Origin of the sequence: Pseudomonas sp. KU43P (genome assembly GCF_033095865.1) — a bacterium.
In the GTDB taxonomy this organism is placed as follows: domain Bacteria; phylum Pseudomonadota; class Gammaproteobacteria; order Pseudomonadales; family Pseudomonadaceae; genus Aquipseudomonas.
Genome location: NZ_AP019365.1, coordinates 2,987,049 through 3,003,337, shown reverse-complemented (window position 1 = coordinate 3,003,337; position 16,289 = coordinate 2,987,049). Strand labels below are relative to the sequence as shown.

Here is a 16,289-nt window from a genome sequence, read left to right as displayed (position 1 = left end):
TCTTCATGAACGGCACTCCCGCATTGTTCTTGTTATTCAGGCGCATCCAAGCATGCTTTGCCGTCGGTCTACATCCGACTAATGGCTAAGTGCTATTTAGCTATAGCACTGCAGCATGCCACGCGAGCCAATGCCAAGCTGCTCTGCTAGGATTTCGGCCGCGCAAGATGAAACCTTTAGGCGGCGTGAACTTTTCCACTGGCGTTTCACCCAAGACTCGCTGTAAAAGGGCCGCGCCGCGAGCGGCAAATCACAAGCAAATCAAGAACAAGGGGCCTGCAAGCTGCAGCGCTTCAACGGGGGAATGATGGATTTTTGGACTGCCTTTCAGGCAATCATCTTAGGCGTGGTCGAAGGGCTGACGGAGTTTCTGCCGATTTCCAGTACCGGGCACCAGATCATCGTGGCCGACCTGATCGGCTTTGGTGGCGAGCGGGCCATCGCGTTCAACATCATCATCCAGCTGGCGGCGATTCTGGCGGTGGTGTGGGAGTTCCGGCGCAAGATTCTCGATGTGGTGTTCGGCCTGACCAACCAGCCAACCGCGCGCCGCTTCACCGCCAACCTGCTGCTGGCGTTTCTTCCGGCCGTGGTGCTGGGCGTGCTGTTCGCCGACCTGATTCATCACTACCTGTTCAACCCGATCACCGTGGCCACCGCGCTGGTCATCGGTGGTTTCATCATGCTCTGGGCCGAGCGCCGTACGCACCGTGTGGAGGTCGATCACGTCGATGACATGCGCTGGTCGCACGCCCTGAAAATCGGTTTCGTCCAATGCCTGGCGATGATCCCGGGCACTTCGCGTTCGGGCTCGACCATCATCGGCGGCTTGCTGTTCGGCCTGTCGCGCAAGGCAGCCACCGAGTTCTCGTTCTTCCTGGCGATGCCGACCATGGTCGGCGCAGCGGTGTACTCGGGCTACAAGTATCGCGACCTGTTCCAGCCCAGTGACCTGCCGGTGTTCGCCATCGGATTCGTGACCTCGTTCATCTTCGCGATGATTGCGGTGCGCGCGTTGCTCAAGTTCATTGCCAACCACAGCTACGCAGCATTTGCCTGGTACCGCATCGTGTTCGGTTTGCTGATCCTGGCGACCTGGCAGTTCGGCTGGGTCAACTGGGCGACGGCAGCAGGTTGATGCGCATCAAGTGGCTGGCGCTGGCGGTGTTGTGCCTGCTGCCCTTGGCAGGCGCGCTGCAGATGGGCTGGAGCGGGCGATCATGGTTGCCACTGGGGTTGTACCCGGCGGTCAGCCTGGTCACCGTGCTGTTGTACTGGCAGGACAAGCACCAGGCCCGCACCGCAGGCTGGCGTACGCCGGAAAAAGTACTGCATGCCAGCGAGCTGCTCGGCGGCTGGCCGGGGGCACTGGTGGCCCAGCAGCTGTTCCGGCACAAGACGCGCAAGGTGCCGTATCAGGCCGTGTTCTGGAGCATCGTGCTGCTACATCAGGTGTTCTGGGCCGACTGGCTGTTCCTGGGCAATCACCTGCTCTCGTGAAGCTTCGCCTACATCAGCAAACCCACCTGCAAGCGCTTGGGTAGCCGCCGTACCACCAGTTGGTGCGAGCGTTGCAGCAGGTCGCACAGCTCCTCGCGGCCCATGGGGTAGGGCGGCTGCATGATGATCCAGTGTGCCCGCGCCAGATACGGTGCCGGCCGCACCCCGGGGCGGTCGCAGTAGCCCAGGAACAGCTCGTTGCCCACCTTGAACGACAGGCCTTCCCCGGCCAGCCCGATGACCGCGAACATCTTGTTGCCCGCTACCGAGAACACCCGGATTGCGCCCCACTTATAGTCTTCTCGTGCCCCTGGCAGGCTCAGGCAGAACGCAGCCACCTGCGCCTCGGTCATCTTCTGTCTAGACATAACGCTCTCCACAGGCCTCGAACGAGGCGGCCAGGTGATCGATCCACACCCGAACCGCCGGCAACAACCCTCGCCTATGCGGGTATACCGCTTGCAGGTAGCCCCCCGGCAGCGACCATTCCGGCAGCAGCCGCACCAGCTCGCCACGTGCCAGTTCTTCTTCGCAGAACATGCTTGGCAGGGCCGTGAAGCCTAGCCCGGCGCGCACGGCAGCGTTGCGGACCACGAAGTCATCGATGGCCAGGCGCGGTTCCAGAGCGATGTCCTCTTGCCGGCCATGGGGCCCTAGCAGGCGCAAGTGAACCAGCCGATCAGCCTCCGCCGCGCCCAGCACCGGCAGGCTGGCCAGCGCGGCAGGCTCACGCACATGGTCGGCAAAGCCAGGCGCGGCCACCAGTTGCATTTGTGCCTGGCGCAAACGGCGGGTGACCAGCGCCGGGTCTTCGTCGCCCAGGTCGCGCACGCGCAGCGCCACGTCGATGCCTTCGGATATCAGGTCGACACGGCGGTTGAGCAGCACCATGTCCAGTTGTACCTGCGGGTACTGCTGCAGGAAGCGGCTGATCACATCAGGCAAAAAGGCATGGGCCAGCGCCACCGGGCAGGATACCCGCAAGCGCCCGCGCGGTTCGCTGCTCATGCTGGCCACCACCTCGTCGGCGGCCTCCGCTTCCATCAGCATGGCCCGGCAGTGGTGCAGGTAGCGTTCACCGACTGCGGTCAGCATCAACTGGCGCGTGGTGCGCTGCAGCAGGCGCGTGCCCAGCCTTTCCTCCAGCTCGGCGATGCGCCGCGACAGACGCGACTTGGGGATGCCCAACTGGCGTCCGGCGGCGGCGAAGCCCCCCGCTTCGACCACTTGTGCGAAATAGAAGAGGTCGTTGAGATCTTGCATAGGGATGTCTCACTGTTCTACCTGTGGGACAAACTAACGCATTTTTAGCGCCTTATCAGTTATTAGTCGCTCAGGTAGGATTCTCTCCATCGTGATCGCCCACCGCTGCGGTCTTCATTCACAGGAGAGTCACATGAAACTGTTGCACATCGATTCGAGCATCCTGGGCGACAATTCCGCCTCCCGCCAGCTCAGCCGCGAAGTGGTCGAAGCCTGGAAAGTCGCCGACCCAAGCCTCGAAGTGGTGTACCGCGACCTGGCAGCCGACGCCATCGCCCACTTCTCGGCCGCCACCCTGGTGGCTGCAGGCACCCCAGAGGACGTGCGTGATGCCGCCCAGGCCTTCGAAGCCAAGCTCAGTGCCGAAACCCTGGAAGAATTCCTGGCCGCTGACGCGGTGGTAATCGGCGCGCCGATGTACAACTTCACCGTGCCGACCCAGCTCAAGGCCTGGATCGACCGGGTAGCGGTTGCCGGCAAGACGTTCCGCTACACCGAAGCGGGCCCGCAAGGCCTGTGCGGTGACAAGAAAGTGGTGCTGGTGTCCACTGCGGGGGGCCTGCACGCTGGCCAGCCGAGCGGCGCCGGCCATGAGGACTTCCTCAAGGTCTTCCTCGGCTTCATCGGTATCACCGACCTGGAAATCGTCCGCGCCCACGGCCTGGCCTATGGCCCGGAACACCGTAGCAAGGCGATCGATGCTGCCCAGGCGCAGATTGCCAACGAGCTGTTCGCAGCGGCCTGATCCTTCGGCCGACCTGGCGGCCCCGAGCTGTTCGCGACACCCCGCGAACAGCTCGGGGCCGTTGTATTTTTCATCCAGTTTTCATCTGCCGTGCGCCCGATAGGTCCTATGCTCAGACCATCCCCTCGCTCTGCGCGGATAGCCGGCCGATGAACATTCCCCGTTGCTTGCTGGCGCTCTTTCTGTGCGCCAGCCTGTTGGCCCATGCCGAAGCCGCGCCCTGGGTGGCGGGCCTGCACCACATGACCCTTGACGACCCGGTCGACGCCCGCCCCATGCAGGCCCTGGCGTTCTACCCCGCCCATGGCACGACGCGCAGCCTGCGCATCGACGGCTACCCCATTGATGTAGCCGAAGAGGCCCCGGTTGCTCTGGGCCAGTTCCCGTTACTGGTGCTTTCCCATGGCAACACCGGCAGCCCGCTGGCCCTGCATTACCTGGCGACGTCCCTGGCACGCCAGGGCTTCGTGGTGGTGGCGGTGGTGCACCCGGGTGATAATGCGCGCGACCACAGCCGGCTGGGCACCTTGAGCAACCTCTATGGCCGGCCCTTGCAGATCAGCGCCGCGATAACCGCCGCCCGTGAGGATGTGCTGCTGGGGCCTTACCTGAACGACGGCAAGGTCGGGGTGATCGGTTATTCGGCGGGGGGTGAGACTGCGCTGATCCTGTCTGGCGCTCGGCCTGATCTGGATCGCTTGCGCCAATACTGTGTCGAGCGGCCCAACGACGCCGATGCCTGCAAGACCCACGGTGTGTTGATCGCCGACCGCAGCGAGTTGACCCCCCAGGCTGACTCACGGGTAGGCGCAGTCATGCTGATGGCCCCCTTGAGCCTGATGTTCGGCCGTCACGCCCTGGCCGGCGTGAGAGTGCCGGCGCTGATCTACAGTGGTGACAATGACCAGTTGCTGGCCGTCGACCGCAACGCCGAAGCACTGGCCCGCAAGCTGCCGGTCACGCCGGACTACCGTCTGCTCGCTGGCGCAGGGCACTTCGTGTTCATGGCCCGCTGTGACGAAGAACAGCATGCGCGCATGCCGGTACTGTGCAAGGACGCCGAGGGGGTCGACCGGCGGCATATCCATCATTCCCTGAATCGAGATACCGCTGCATTCTTCAGCCAAACCCTGGGCGCCCCAGAGCATGCCGAGCGCTCAGCCGCGACGGCTGCGCCGCGCCAGCAACAGCGTTAGGCCTACCCCGGCAAGGGCCAGCAGGGCCGCGACGCAGAAGATCGAGGCGTACCCCAGGTGTACCGCCACGGCGCCCATCACCGGCCCGGCCACGGCCAATGCCATGTCGAAGAACACCGCATAGGCGCCCAGCCCGGCGCCGCGGCTGCTGCTCGGTACCTGCCTGATGGCCTCGACACCCAGCGCAGGGTAGACCAGCGACAGCCCGAAGCCGGTCAGCCCGGCGCCGAGCAGCGCCCAGGCAGGCGTGGGCGCCAGCCACAACAGGCCCAGGCCAAGCACTTCGGTGGCCATGCAGGCGACGGCCACGTTGTAGCCGCCAAAGCGGTTGACGGCGTTGACGAACAGCAGCCGTGAAATGATGAAGCACAGGCCAAAGGCGCTCAGGCACCAGGCGGCGCCGACCCAGCCGCGCTCCAGGTAGTACAGGGTGACGAACGTGGTCAGGGTGCCGTAGCCGATCGACGCGAGTGTCAGCCCCAGGCCGCAGGGAGCCACGCGACCGAACGCAGACCAGAACGGCAGGCGTTCACCGCGTACCACCACTGCATCCGGTCGCTTGCGCAGCACCAGCAAGGCCAGCGCGGCCAATACCAGCAAGGCCGGGCCGAGCACGCTGAAATCAAGACCATCGACTGCCAGCACGCCCACGGGGGCACCAATGGCGATGGCACCGTAGGAGGCGATGCCATTCCAGGAAATCACCCGCGCCGTATGCTCCGGCCCCACTTGGCTGATGCCCCAACTCAAAGTCGCAACGCCGATCAGGCCCTGGGCCAGCCCGAGCAGCAGACGCCCGCCCAGCAGCAGGGCGAGGCTCAATACAGGCATGGTCAGGGTCCAGGCGGATATCAGTGTCAGAACGCCACAACCGGCAATGCCCAGCAGGCCGAAGCGGATGGCCTTCTTGCCGCCCAGGGTATCGGCCACACGCCCGGCGAAGGGGCGGCTGAGCAGGGTGGCGAGGTATTGGAGGCCAATGGTAACCCCAGCGATCACTGCCCCGAAGCCAAGCTGGTCGTGCACGTAGCTGGGCAGCACGGCAATCGGCAGGCCGATGCAGAGGAAGGCGATGAAGGTGTAGAAGACGATCGACAGGATCTGCAGGGTGATCCCGGTATTGCGGATGGGGGCGGGCGGTTGCGCGGTCATGGGCTCGTTCGCGGCGGGCGGTTGGACGTGGCTCCATCATGGCCGTTGCGCGACGGAAATGAAAGCAGGCTAACGAATATTAATCGGGGGGGTGCCCTCATCACCGGCAAGCCGGCGATGAGGGCACTACAGCCTCAGCTGTCGTGTCAGACCACTACACCCTGGCTGCGCAGGTAGTCGTCATAGGTCCCGCTGAAGTCCACCACGCCATCGGGCGAAAGCTCGATGATGCGTGTGGCCAGCGACGACACGAACTCACGGTCGTGGCTGACGAACAGCAGGGTGCCTGGGTAGTTCTCGAGCGCCAGGTTCAGCGCCTCGATCGACTCCATGTCCAGGTGGTTGGTCGGCTCGTCCATCACCAGCACGTTCGGCTTTTGCAGGATCAGCTTGCCGAACAGCATGCGGCCCTGTTCACCACCGGAAATCACCTTCACCGACTTGAGGATCTCGTCGTTGGAGAACAGCATGCGCCCGAGGGTGCCACGAATGATCTGTTCGCCGCTGGTCCACTGGCCCATCCAGTCGAACAGGCTCACGTCGTCTTCGAAGTCGTGAGCGTGGTCCTGGGCGTAGTAGCCGACTTCGGCGCTGTCGGTCCATTTTACCGAGCCCGCATCCGGTGTCATCTCGCCAACCAGAGTGCGCAGCAGGGTGGTCTTGCCGATACCGTTGGGGCCGATGATCGCAACGCGTTCGCCGGCTTCGACGGTGAGGTCGAAGTTCTTGAACAGCACCTTGTCGTCGAAGGCCTTGGCCATCTTCTCGACCACGATGGCCTGACGGTGCAGTTTCTTGGTTTGCTCGAAGCGGATGAACGGGCTGACACGGCTGGACGGCTTGACCTCGGCCAGCTGGATCTTGTCGATCTGCTTGGCACGCGAGGTCGCCTGCTTGGCCTTGGAGGCGTTGGCCGAGAAGCGGCTGACGAAGGTCTGCAGTTCGGCGATCTGGGCTTTCTTCTTGGCGTTGTCCGACAGCAGCTGCTCGCGCGACTGGGTCGCTGCGGTCATGTACTCGTCGTAGTTGCCTGGGAACAGACGCAGCTCGCCATAATCCAGGTCGGCCATGTGGGTGCAGACGCTGTTGAGGAAGTGCCGGTCGTGGGAAATGATGATCATGGTGCTGTTACGCGCCGTGAGGATGGTTTCCAGCCAGCGAATGGTGTTGATGTCCAGGTGGTTGGTCGGTTCGTCGAGCAGCAGCACGTCCGGATCCGAGAACAACGCCTGGGCCAGCAGCACGCGCAGCTTCCAGCCTGGTGCCACTTCGCTCATCGGGCCAAAGTGCTGCTCCAGCGGGATACCCAGGCCCAGCAGCAGTTCACCGGCACGGGATTCGGCGGTGTAGCCGTCCATTTCGGCGAACTCGGTTTCCAGCTCGGCCACGGCCATGCCGTCTTCTTCGGTCATTTCCGGCAGCGAGTAGATGCGGTCGCGCTCGGCCTTGACCTTCCACAATTGGCCGTGGCCCATGATCACCGTGTCGATCACGGTGAATTCCTCGTAGGCGAACTGGTCCTGGCGCAATTTACCCAGGCGGGTGTTCGGTTCGAGCATGACCTGGCCAGCGGACGGCTCCAGGTCGCCGCCGAGGATCTTCATGAACGTCGACTTGCCGCAACCGTTGGCGCCGATCAGGCCGTAGCGGTTGCCGTTGTTGAATTTGACCGAAACGTTTTCGAACAGCGGCTTGGCGCCGAACTGCATGGTGATATTAGCGGTGGAGATCAAGGAGCTTACCTATCAATGACTTACGTGGCTTCGTCGTAGCTGCGGACCCATTCTGGACCAACCGGGAGCGTTTCCAGCTCCTGCCAGTCGTTGGACGAGTTGATCCAGCGCGCATAGGTCGATAAGAGCATCTGCACGCCATGCCCGAGCTGTAGGGCGATAAATGCGGGGTTGAGACCAGACATTGGGGGTATTGTCGCATAGGTGTGACGGCAGTTATACGGCGAGGTAGCTGATCCCGTGACTCAGGGGCGCTGACACCTTGCCCGAGGTGTTGAGAATGCGTTGCATAGCCGCCAGGCTGATGGCTGAGTGCCATTATGTTATCCTGCGGGCCGAGAAACCTGAAGGCGCATGTGAGGTGCCTATTGCGCCGTCGTCGCATGGTTTTTCACTGCGATTTTAGATAGGCGGTGTGAGTTTGCCCTGGAAGGCGATTTGCATTGATAAATTAGTGCATTGGGATTTTTTTTTGTGAAACCGATTAAGCTGTATTGGTGCAGGGGAAGTGGACGCTCGGATGAAAGCAAACAGAACTTTGGTGATTACCTATCGGCGATGATCGTTGAACGGGTCTCACACCGTAAGGTCGTTTATTCCGGCGTCAAGGATGCCGATATAATTGCCATCGGCAGCATTCTGGACCGCACTAGAAAGGCCAAGATCTTCGGTTTTCCAAGACGTCTGCATGTCTGGGGGGCCGGGTCAGGCAAGCCGCTCGACATCTACTCTTCACGCCATCACTACCATGCGCTTCGCGGGGAGAAATGCAAGGCGCAGATCCGGGGGCTCAAAGGCAGTCCCGTATTAGGCGACCCGGGTTTACTGGCGCCTTTGCTGGTTAAAAAGCCCTCAACCAAAAAGACTCGCATTGGCATCGTTCCGCATATTTCGCAGCGCAACTCGCCGGCGATTGCGTACCTGCTGTCGCGTAATCCAGGGGCAAGAATCATTGATGTCTGTGCACCGGTCAAACACGTGCTTGAAGCTATTGCCTCGTGTGACTTCGTCTTGTCCTCCAGTCTGCATGGATTGATCGTTGCGGACGCCTACGGCGTCCCTAATCAGTGGCTGTGCTTGGAGAGAAACCCCCATTGGGAGTTCAAGTTCCAGGATTATTACTCAGGCATTGGCGTTGCTGAACAAATCCCGGTGACACCTCAGAAAATCAGGTTGGACGCCAGTTGGTCGATGGAGGAATGCATCGATACCTATGCGCGGCCCAATATCGAAGGTATCCAGGAGTCGCTTGTCAGGGCTTTTCCGAAGCTGTAGCTCGCAACGATCAAGTGGCGAAGGATGGGCGTCCGCAGCCAGGGCGCCTGCTGGCCTGAAAGTTCAGCCACGGATATAGCGAACGGGCATATTGCCCTGATAGTCGCCAGGGGTAATATGTTCTGCACTCAGAACCAAAACAGGGGCTATACGCAGTCGCGGGCTTACCTAACGTTCTCGACGGGGGGCAGGAGTGTGTCGCGTGAAGCGCTCAAGTTCAGTCGCAGGCGCAATACTGGTATCGGCATTCGCCACAATGTTCATGGCAGGCTGCGCACAAAACCCGGATGTGCGTGACGGCCACGACTATACGTCCGGTACAACCCAGAGGAGTGCACCCGATTACCTGGGCTGTGTAAAAGGTGAATTGCAGGGCACAACCACAACGTTCGAAGAAGGCACGGGCGATTCGGTCAAGCTCTACGTCGATAGCACCGACCCCAACAAGGCCAACGGCCTGGTGGAAGTGCAGGGCAGCGGCGCACAGCGCCAGTTCACGGCTTATCAGCGTGATGCCTGGTACGACCATGGCAGACTGCTCGATGCTGCATTGATGTGCTCCAAGGCTTAGTGTCCCATCGCGAAGTACGGCAGAACAAAAAGCCCGCACCCTGGAGCGCGGGCTTTTTGCGATGGGTGCTGATCCGTCAGCGATTTGAATTGTACGGAAGTTGCCTGGGTTTGAAATGCGACGGAAGTCTTGCGCGCGGGCCCGTGCGACGCGGCACTACCTTGGTTGATTAGAACTTTTGCGCACACCTCGCTAAAATGCCGCACGTTCCTATCGGTCAATTGCAAATGCCAACCTTTCGTATTCTTTTCTGTTCCGTGCTGGCCATCAGCCTGGTCGGTTGCGCCAACCCTGGCAAACCCACTGCTAGCAAGCTGACTGCGAAATCGCCCAGTGAATATGCAGCGTGCGTGTTGCCAAAGTGGCAAGCCGTGACGCCGGCGACCACACAGAAATCGATTGCCCACGGCTATCGGTTCACCGCGCCTAGCGCCGTTACTTCAGACGAGGTGCTGGAAGTCGTCGAATACCGTGAAGGCAGCCGCGCCACCTTCTACAAAGGCAGCTTCCTGTCGGGTGACAAGCTGCGCGAGGCCGCCAGGGCCTGCCTGGAGTGAGCCCTGGCAATCGGCGGTGTCAGTAGCCGGAGCCACCCACGCCGCCCATGCTGGGCGTCGGTTGCCTGGCCTTGTGTTGCGCATTGCTCCATTCAGCGCAGGTCATGAACGTGGTTTTGTCCACGTTGCCATTGCCGTCGAAGCTGATGCTGTAGGGTTGCTTGCGGCCTGACTTGACCAGCATGTAATCGAAACAGCTACCCGCAACGACCGTACGAGCGGACTCTGCATCCGGCTGCCCGCCGATTTGCACGACCTGGGCCTTGCTCATGCCGGTGTCCACCTTCGATACCAGTGGGTTGTCGTGATACAGGGACGCGTTGGTCGAGCAACCGGCCAATGCGGACAAGGCGAGCATCAACACGCATGTCGATCTGTTCATGGCGGTGCTCCCGAGGTGAGAACCCCTTGCGCCTCCAGCGAGTCGGCTGCCGCTCGGCAGGCAAGCCCGAAGGCATGGACTGCAAGCACAACACTCAACGGCTGGTCAGGGGTTGGCGGGGGGCAAGGGGGCGGTAACGGACCAAGGCAGCGGGTGAACCCATGGCCTGTTCAATGCCCCCCCGGTGTCATTCGGTGTTCATGTTCAAGCGTTGGCATTGCAGCTCTGCAGCGGTCTTGCTGGGGTAACTGGGTTTCAGGCGCTCCTTGGCATGGTTGTCATAGATATCGAAACCGCCGCATACGGTCGCCGCGTAATAGCGGCTGCCGATGCGGAATGACTCCTTTTCGATGGGCACGGCGGGAACGATAACGAATCGTGGTTGCATGTTTCGTGCCTCCCCAGGCAGAGACTTAAGTATTAGTCTCTGCGTTAGCAAGCATCAAGGCAGCTCATCAACAAAAGCCAAGCAGCGGCAGACGCATAATGGGCTCGTCGAAGCCAAGGCCCGTTCGTCTATTCGTGTAATGAATTTGTAAAAAAGTTTTCTGCGGGCTCTGCGACAAGTATCCTGTACGAAAATTCCCATTGATGATGTAGTTGATGAACACAATTCCGTCGCAGCTCAACGCTGTACGCGGGGCGTTCTCCAGTTTCGAGGCGTGTCGCAATACCCAGAAGGGCCCGGTGGTAATCCTGGCCTCCGGTGCATCTGCAAAGCATTTTCCGATGGAGGAGTTCGCTCATCTGCCGGTAATTGCCATGAACGGCTCCATTTCGCTCACCGCATCCTGTGGCGTGAAACCGTTCTTTTATGTCTGCACCGACAAAGGCTTTCGCAAGCAACAGCCGGCACTGTTCGCCCAGGCCGTGCGCGATAGCCAGCGCCTGGCTCTGTGGCCGGAACAGTTCGCCACCGCCGATGTGCCCAGCGGAACGCAGTGCTACCCCCTGCGCAAGGCCGAAATCCCCGGATTGTTCGATAGCTTGCGCGGGCGTGGCGAAAATCATGTCTGCAACCGTGCATTGTGGAGCAAGCGGGCGCGTTCGATCGCCTTCAGCAAAGATTTGTCGAGCGGCTTCTATGATGCCCGCACGGTCGCCTACGTTGCTCTGCAGCTGGCCTATCACCTGGGCTTCGAGCAGGTGTTTCTGGTGGGGGTCGACCTGGACCAGTCCGTGGGCCGTTTCTACGAGCACGAGGGCGCGGCGGGCGAGCGCTCACCTTGTGGGCTCGACCTGCACTGGGACAGCCGAATTCTGCCATCGCTGACCTTGATGGCCCGGCAGGTGGTCAACGAGCATTTTCGCGTTTACAACTTGTCCGCCACTTCGCGCATTCCGCCAACGGTGATTCCCAAGATCGACCTGGCTGAAGCGCGACGCATCGCGGCCTGAAGGTTAGCTGCGCAAGAAAGCGGGTGCGCAGGCCCGCGTGCAAGGTTAGAGTGCGCTGAACTTGTCTTGTGGTGAAAACGGCTCATGTCCTGCGCATTCACGTTGTTGCAATCCCCGGTTGGCACCCTGACGTTGGTCGCGCGCGGCGAGCGCCTAGCGGCCGTGCTGTGGGAGGAGGAACGGGAAAACCGCGTGCGCCTGGGCGAACTGCACCGGGACGACCAGCACCCCATTCTTCGTGAGACGGCCCGCCAGCTGGGCGAGTACTTCGCAGGTACTCGCCAGCGTTTCGAACTGGCGCTGGACTTTGCCGGTACCGAGTTCCAGCGCCAGGTGTGGGCCGCGCTATTGACCATCCCTTTCGGCGAAACCCGCAGTTACAGCGATATCGCCCGGCAGATCGGCAACCCCAGTGCCGTGCGTGCGGTAGGTGCGGCCAACGGGCGCAATCCAATTTCGATCATTGCCCCATGCCACCGCGTGATCGGCGCCTCCGGCAGCCTCACCGGTTTTGCCGGCGGTTTGCCAGCCAAGCAGTACCTGTTGGCACTGGAAGGGCGCCAGAGCCTGGCCCTGGACTTTTGAGCGGCGCGTTCAGCTTGCCCAATACGCGACCAAGCAGGCCACCAATGCCAGTGCCGAGCCGGCCATGAGCGTGTAATGCCATCGCGCCCGGCGGGCGTAAGGCCGCACCTCGCGCAGGTACTGGCCGGGCGGTGGCGCATCCGGACGATGGCGCAAGCCTTCGGCGATGTCGGCCAGCTGGCCCTGAATCAACAGCCCAACCAAATAATAGGTGGCGGCGAAACTGCTTAACGTCAAAAGCAGGTATTTCATGCAGCAGTGGCATCCAGCCGGGCAGAGCGTTCCATGAAAGTCGTTCCCATCTGTAGGTCGAAGAGGCAAGCATACAACTGGCGTGCCTGCTCAAGCCAACCCAGGATAGTTCAGGTCGACGGGTGTGAAGCGAAGCGTTGGCGGAACCAGTCGCTGAGCATTGCCTTCTCCGCATACAGGCGGTCGTTGCTGCTGGCCGCGCGTCCCGGGCGGCTGAGGTACATCTTGTCGCTGACCCGTTCCTGGGCTTGCAGGTCTGCCTGGCCGGGTTGGCTGAGCGTATAGCTGAGGTCGATGGTCGGCCAGGTGATATCGCGCATGAAACGCACATCGTAGGCGCGGCTGTGCCATGGCTCGAAACGGCCTGCCAGGTCGATGTCACGAATGTCGATCGCCAGATGCTGGCCTGGCTGCAAATAGCGCTGGCCAAGTTGTTGCAGGTATTGGGTCAGGGTCTTCATGACATAGTCGTCGGCGCCACGTTCATAGCCGGCGCTGTCCAGGCTTGCATCGCGGAATTTTTCCGGGTGGTCGAAACGCACCTCGACCTGCGCAGGTGGGGTACCTTGTGCCATGCTGTTGACTGACAGCGCCATGAGCACGGCACACAATAGGGCGTTACGCATGATTCACCTCCGGGGCGGACCGCGTGTTGCTCTATTTTACGCCTGCCCCGGCGCGGTGGCTGAGGAAGATTGCAATGAGCCGGTTTCGGCGGGTAGCCGCCAACAGCAAGGGGCGTGACCTGGCCGTGGGCGATATCCACGGGCATTTCCGGCGCCTTCAGGAGTGCCTGGATCAAGTGGGTTTCGATCCAGAGACGGACCGCCTGTTCAGTGTCGGCGACTTGGTCGACCGCGGCCCGCACAGCGAGCAAGCACTGCTTTGGCTGGCCAGGCCCTGGTTCCACGCTGTGCAGGGCAACCATGAGTCGCTGGCGATCACCTACCTGCACGGCGGGCGCCTTGATCTGGACATGTACCGCGCCGCTGGCGGTGGCTGGTTCCTCGACCTGCCACGCGAACAGCAGGCGTTGTTCGTCGAGCAGTTCCTGCAGTTGCCGATCGCCCTGGAGGTGCAGACCGCCGACGGGTTGGTCGGCCTGCTGCACGCCGACAGCCCTTTCGACGACTGGGGCGCACTGCGCGACAGCCTGCTGTTCGATGACGACGCCCGGGTTCGCGAAGTCTGCCAGTGGTCGCGACAACGCCTGAAAGACGGCAATACCGAGCCGGTCACAGGCGTGCGGGCGTTGTTGGTGGGGCATACACCGGTGCTGCAAGCCAAACGCTTGGGCAATGTTTGGCATCTGGACACCGGCGGTTGGGCCAGCGGCCATTTCAGCCTGCTGGACATGGCGACCCTGAAGCTGATCACGCCCGCAGCAGATGGCCGAGCAGCACCGCAGCCAATGCCACCAGCATGATCGCCGAAGCGCGTTGCAACCAGGGCAAGGCACGCGAAAAGCGCCGTAGCAGGCGCTGGTTGCCGATGGTCACGGCCACCAGAAGGTCCCAAGCCAGCACGATGGCGAACATCCAGGCGCCATAAAGCCACTTCCAGCCTACGCTGCTGCTGGCGACCATACTGGCAAGGCTGGCGTAGAACAGGCCGTTCTTGGGGTTGAGAAAGGCCGACAGAAAACCCATGCCCAGGCCCCGCCAACCGCTGGCATTGGCGCGAGAGGTGCCAACCGCACTCAGCTCGGCTTGCCCGGCATGGCGCCAGAACAGCACGCCGATGTAGAGCAGGTAGGCTGCACCGGCCAGCTGCAGGCCGATGAACAAGGGGCTGCCTTCACGCAGGATGGCCAGGCCGGCAAACGCCACGGCGATGAACAGCCCATTGGCCAGCGCGATGCCCAGGCAGACGCCGCTGGCGACGCGCCAACCGGCATGGATCGAGGTGCGGGCTACCAGGAAAAAGTCCGGGCCTGGCGAAAGCAGGGCAAGGAAGTGGGCGAGGGCGACGATCAGGAACTGCTCCATGGCTACGGAATTCTCTCATTGGAAAACCGCAGTGTGCTGGCGAGCCGGATCCAGGTATTGAAGATTATTGCAGGACTTACCAGGCAGCCGAGCCCTGACGATACTGGCCTGGGGTAACCCCTACGTGCGCCTTGAACACCCGCTGGAAGTGGCTCTGGTCGGCAAAGCCCAGGCGATAGGCCACTTCGGCCAACGGCTGCCCGTCCCTTAGCCATTGTCGCCCGCGATTGACTCGGGCGTTGAGCAGGTAGGCATGGGGTGTCAGCCCCGTGACAACACGAAAGGCGCGAATCAGTTGGTAACGGCCGAGGCCTGCGTGTTGTGCCAATGTCTGCAGGCTCAACTGCGCAGGGTTCGCCGTTTCGATGTGTTCGATCAGCTCACGCAAGAGCGTGCCCGCCAGCGCGGGTGCTGGGGCCGATGGCAACGGCGGATGCCCGGAAAAATCATGGTCACCCATGAAGGTGATCAGTGCCGCTTCCTTTTCAGTGCTGGCAGCGGCGGAAAACAACAGCGCGTTCAATTCGCAGAACGCGCGATACAGTGCCGGGCTGCGGCTGATGCGCGCCGGTTCCCCGGCTTCGGCCCCGCCGAGCCCCGATTCCAGCCGCACCTGCGCCAGCCAGCGCTCTTCCACGTGCAGCATCTGGTAACTCCAGGCCTGACCGGGCTCGGGGTTGCACGCATGCACCCGTTGCGCCGGTACCAACACCAGAGAGCCTGGTGTCAGGTGCACCTGGCCGTCACCTGCGCCGGTGAAATGGCTGCGGCCGGCGTCCACGGCGCCGATGGAGAAGGTAGGGTGGCTATGGGCCTTGTAGCAGGCCCGGCTATGGCAGGCCCTGCGGCTTTCCACCCAAGGTAGCGTCGGGTCGCGCCAGAGCAAGGTTCGCGTAGTGGGCACGGCAAACTCCTCGGTCGAGCCGGCAGCTTACAGCGCCGAGCCTCGCCGGGCAAAAGGGGGCGTCGGCTGGGCGGGGCCGTACAGTTTTCACTGCTGGCTGTACCTTGACCCTGTCGCGGCCAGGCGTCTGAATACCGCTCTGATCACCAGGAGTATCCAATGGACCTGTCGAGCCTGCTGCTATTCATCCCTGCCTGTTTCGCGCTGAACATGGCGCCGGGGCCTAACAACCTGCTGTCGCTGCATAACGCCAGCCGGTACGGCCTGCGCACGGCCTGTGTGGCCGGTGGCGGGCGTATCGTCGCCTTCAGCGGGATGATCGCGCTGGCTGCCATGGGCCTGGCCGTGGTGTTGCACACCAGCGAATACCTGTTCCTGGTGATCAAGGTTGTGGGTGCGGCCTACCTGTTCTATATCGCCTGGCAACTGTGGCGGGCACCGGTGGGCGAGGCGGTGGTCGCCAGTGACCATCCGCGGGGTACCTGGCGCCTGGCACGCCAGGAATTTTGGGTGGCAGCGGGCAACCCGAAGGCGATCCTGATCTTCACCGCATTCCTGCCGCAGTTCGTTTCGGTCGGCAGCGCCACGCCGGTGAGCGAGCAGTTCCTCTGGCTGGGCGTGCTGTTCTTGCTGCTGGAATGGGCGGCAATCGCCATCTACGCCGGGTTGGGCGCCTACCTGCAGCGCTGGTTCAGCCAGCCCGGGCCGCGCCGGCTATTCAACCGCGTGAGTGCATCGCTGCTCGGTTGTGCAGGCCTCGGTTTGCTGGCGGCACGTCGCTAGGGCTG

At 62.1% G+C, this 16,289-nt stretch carries 21 protein-coding genes and 1 pseudogene; 11 read left to right on the top strand and 11 right to left on the bottom strand.

The genetic code is table 11. The features are described 5' to 3' along the window. Nucleotides 1-307 precede the first annotated feature (307 nt). On the top strand, nt 308-1,138 hold the full coding sequence (locus KU43P_RS13665) for an undecaprenyl-diphosphate phosphatase (protein WP_317657910.1): 831 nt from the start codon (nt 308-310) through the stop codon (nt 1,136-1,138). Next, nucleotides 1,138-1,500: a DUF1294 domain-containing protein gene (locus KU43P_RS13660; protein WP_317657909.1), complete on the top strand. Its 363-nt coding sequence runs from the start codon at nt 1,138-1,140 to the stop codon at nt 1,498-1,500. The genes KU43P_RS13665 and KU43P_RS13660 overlap by 1 nt, the downstream gene beginning before the upstream one ends. Nucleotides 1,501-1,508: 8 nt before the next feature. Here KU43P_RS13660 and KU43P_RS13655 read toward each other — a convergent pair whose 3' ends face one another. Continuing rightward, nucleotides 1,509-1,868, bottom strand: coding sequence for an MmcQ/YjbR family DNA-binding protein (locus KU43P_RS13655; protein ID WP_317657908.1), 360 nt, complete (start codon nt 1,866-1,868; stop codon nt 1,509-1,511). Then, entirely contained in the window at nt 1,861-2,763 is a 903-nt protein-coding gene (locus KU43P_RS13650; protein ID WP_317657907.1) for a LysR substrate-binding domain-containing protein, read from the bottom strand. Before KU43P_RS13650 ends, KU43P_RS13655 begins: the two co-directional genes overlap by 8 nt. Before the next feature lie 133 nt (nt 2,764-2,896). Between KU43P_RS13650 and KU43P_RS13645 the strand changes: the two genes are divergently transcribed. After that, entirely contained in the window at nt 2,897-3,508 is a 612-nt protein-coding gene (locus KU43P_RS13645) for an FMN-dependent NADH-azoreductase (RefSeq protein WP_317657906.1), read from the top strand. A gap of 149 nt (nt 3,509-3,657) precedes the next feature. Further along, nucleotides 3,658-4,704 (top strand): alpha/beta hydrolase family protein, encoded by a 1,047-nt coding sequence (locus KU43P_RS13640; protein WP_317657905.1) that lies wholly within the window; start codon nt 3,658-3,660, stop codon nt 4,702-4,704. Here KU43P_RS13640 and KU43P_RS13635 read toward each other — a convergent pair. From KU43P_RS13635 to KU43P_RS13625, 3 genes and pseudogenes are all read right to left on the bottom strand, one after another. Next, the gene (locus KU43P_RS13635) at nt 4,666-5,856 is read right to left on the bottom strand and encodes an MFS transporter (protein WP_317657904.1); all 1,191 of its coding nucleotides are present in this window, start codon (nt 5,854-5,856) and stop codon (nt 4,666-4,668) included. The genes KU43P_RS13640 and KU43P_RS13635 overlap by 39 nt on opposite strands. A gap of 146 nt (nt 5,857-6,002) precedes the next feature. After that, on the bottom strand, nt 6,003-7,589 hold the full coding sequence (locus KU43P_RS13630) for an ABC-F family ATPase (RefSeq protein ID WP_317657903.1): 1,587 nt from the start codon (nt 7,587-7,589) through the stop codon (nt 6,003-6,005). Nucleotides 7,590-7,609: 20 nt separating this feature from the next. Next, nucleotides 7,610-7,813 (bottom strand): annotated as a pseudogene (locus KU43P_RS13625) (site-specific integrase); the annotation flags it as partial. Nucleotides 7,814-8,063: 250 nt separating this feature from the next. Here KU43P_RS13625 and KU43P_RS13620 point away from each other — a divergent pair. The 3 genes from KU43P_RS13620 to KU43P_RS13610 all read left to right on the top strand — a co-directional run bounded on the left by KU43P_RS13620 (nt 8,064) and on the right by KU43P_RS13610 (nt 9,992). After that, entirely contained in the window at nt 8,064-8,864 is an 801-nt protein-coding gene (locus tag KU43P_RS13620; RefSeq protein ID WP_317657902.1) for a polysaccharide pyruvyl transferase family protein, read from the top strand. Nucleotides 8,865-9,066: 202 nt separating this feature from the next. Then, complete coding sequence (locus KU43P_RS13615) at nt 9,067-9,435, top strand: hypothetical protein (RefSeq protein WP_317657901.1); 369 nt, start codon at nt 9,067-9,069, stop codon at nt 9,433-9,435. Between the two features lie 197 nt (nt 9,436-9,632). Continuing rightward, the gene (locus KU43P_RS13610) at nt 9,633-9,992 is read left to right on the top strand and encodes a hypothetical protein (RefSeq protein ID WP_317657900.1); all 360 of its coding nucleotides are present in this window, start codon (nt 9,633-9,635) and stop codon (nt 9,990-9,992) included. Between the two features lie 19 nt (nt 9,993-10,011). Here KU43P_RS13610 and osmE read toward each other — a convergent pair whose 3' ends face one another. Both osmE and KU43P_RS13600 read right to left on the bottom strand, forming a co-directional pair. Beyond that, the gene (gene osmE, locus KU43P_RS13605; RefSeq protein WP_317657899.1) at nt 10,012-10,374 is read right to left on the bottom strand and encodes an osmotically-inducible lipoprotein OsmE; all 363 of its coding nucleotides are present in this window, start codon (nt 10,372-10,374) and stop codon (nt 10,012-10,014) included. A gap of 187 nt (nt 10,375-10,561) precedes the next feature. After that, nucleotides 10,562-10,762: a hypothetical protein gene (locus tag KU43P_RS13600; RefSeq protein ID WP_317657898.1), complete on the bottom strand. Its 201-nt coding sequence runs from the start codon at nt 10,760-10,762 to the stop codon at nt 10,562-10,564. Nucleotides 10,763-10,977: 215 nt separating this feature from the next. Between KU43P_RS13600 and KU43P_RS13595 the strand changes: the two genes are divergently transcribed. Together KU43P_RS13595 and KU43P_RS13590 are read left to right on the top strand one after the other, a co-directional pair. Then, nucleotides 10,978-11,772 carry a lipopolysaccharide biosynthesis protein gene (locus KU43P_RS13595; protein WP_317657897.1) on the top strand — a complete coding sequence of 265 codons (795 nt, stop codon included), beginning with the start codon at nt 10,978-10,980 and terminating at the stop codon, nt 11,770-11,772. Between the two features lie 84 nt (nt 11,773-11,856). Next, nucleotides 11,857-12,357 carry a methylated-DNA--[protein]-cysteine S-methyltransferase gene (locus tag KU43P_RS13590; protein WP_317657896.1) on the top strand — a complete coding sequence of 167 codons (501 nt, stop codon included), beginning with the start codon at nt 11,857-11,859 and terminating at the stop codon, nt 12,355-12,357. Nucleotides 12,358-12,366: 9 nt separating this feature from the next. Here KU43P_RS13590 and KU43P_RS13585 read toward each other — a convergent pair whose 3' ends face one another. After that, on the bottom strand, nt 12,367-12,609 hold the full coding sequence (locus tag KU43P_RS13585; RefSeq protein WP_317657895.1) for a hypothetical protein: 243 nt from the start codon (nt 12,607-12,609) through the stop codon (nt 12,367-12,369). Between the two features lie 110 nt (nt 12,610-12,719). Then, nucleotides 12,720-13,235, bottom strand: coding sequence for a DUF3016 domain-containing protein (locus KU43P_RS13580; protein WP_317657894.1), 516 nt, complete (start codon nt 13,233-13,235; stop codon nt 12,720-12,722). Nucleotides 13,236-13,309: 74 nt separating this feature from the next. Here KU43P_RS13580 and KU43P_RS13575 point away from each other — a divergent pair, with 74 nt between their 5' ends. Then, nucleotides 13,310-14,035: a metallophosphoesterase gene (locus KU43P_RS13575; protein WP_317657893.1), complete on the top strand. Its 726-nt coding sequence runs from the start codon at nt 13,310-13,312 to the stop codon at nt 14,033-14,035. On the opposite strand, the gene KU43P_RS13570 is transcribed toward KU43P_RS13575, so the two are convergent. Next, on the bottom strand, nt 13,983-14,597 hold the full coding sequence (locus KU43P_RS13570) for a LysE family translocator (RefSeq protein ID WP_317657892.1): 615 nt from the start codon (nt 14,595-14,597) through the stop codon (nt 13,983-13,985). The two genes, KU43P_RS13575 and KU43P_RS13570, sit on opposite strands and share 53 nt — an antisense overlap. 76 nt (nt 14,598-14,673) lie before the next feature. After that, on the bottom strand, nt 14,674-15,501 hold the full coding sequence (locus KU43P_RS13565) for an AraC family transcriptional regulator (protein WP_317657891.1): 828 nt from the start codon (nt 15,499-15,501) through the stop codon (nt 14,674-14,676). Between the two features lie 159 nt (nt 15,502-15,660). Here KU43P_RS13565 and KU43P_RS13560 point away from each other — a divergent pair, with 159 nt between their 5' ends. Then, a complete protein-coding gene (locus KU43P_RS13560) occupies nt 15,661-16,284 on the top strand; it encodes a LysE family translocator (RefSeq protein WP_317657890.1) in 624 nt (207 codons plus the stop codon). Nucleotides 16,285-16,289 lie beyond the last annotated feature (5 nt).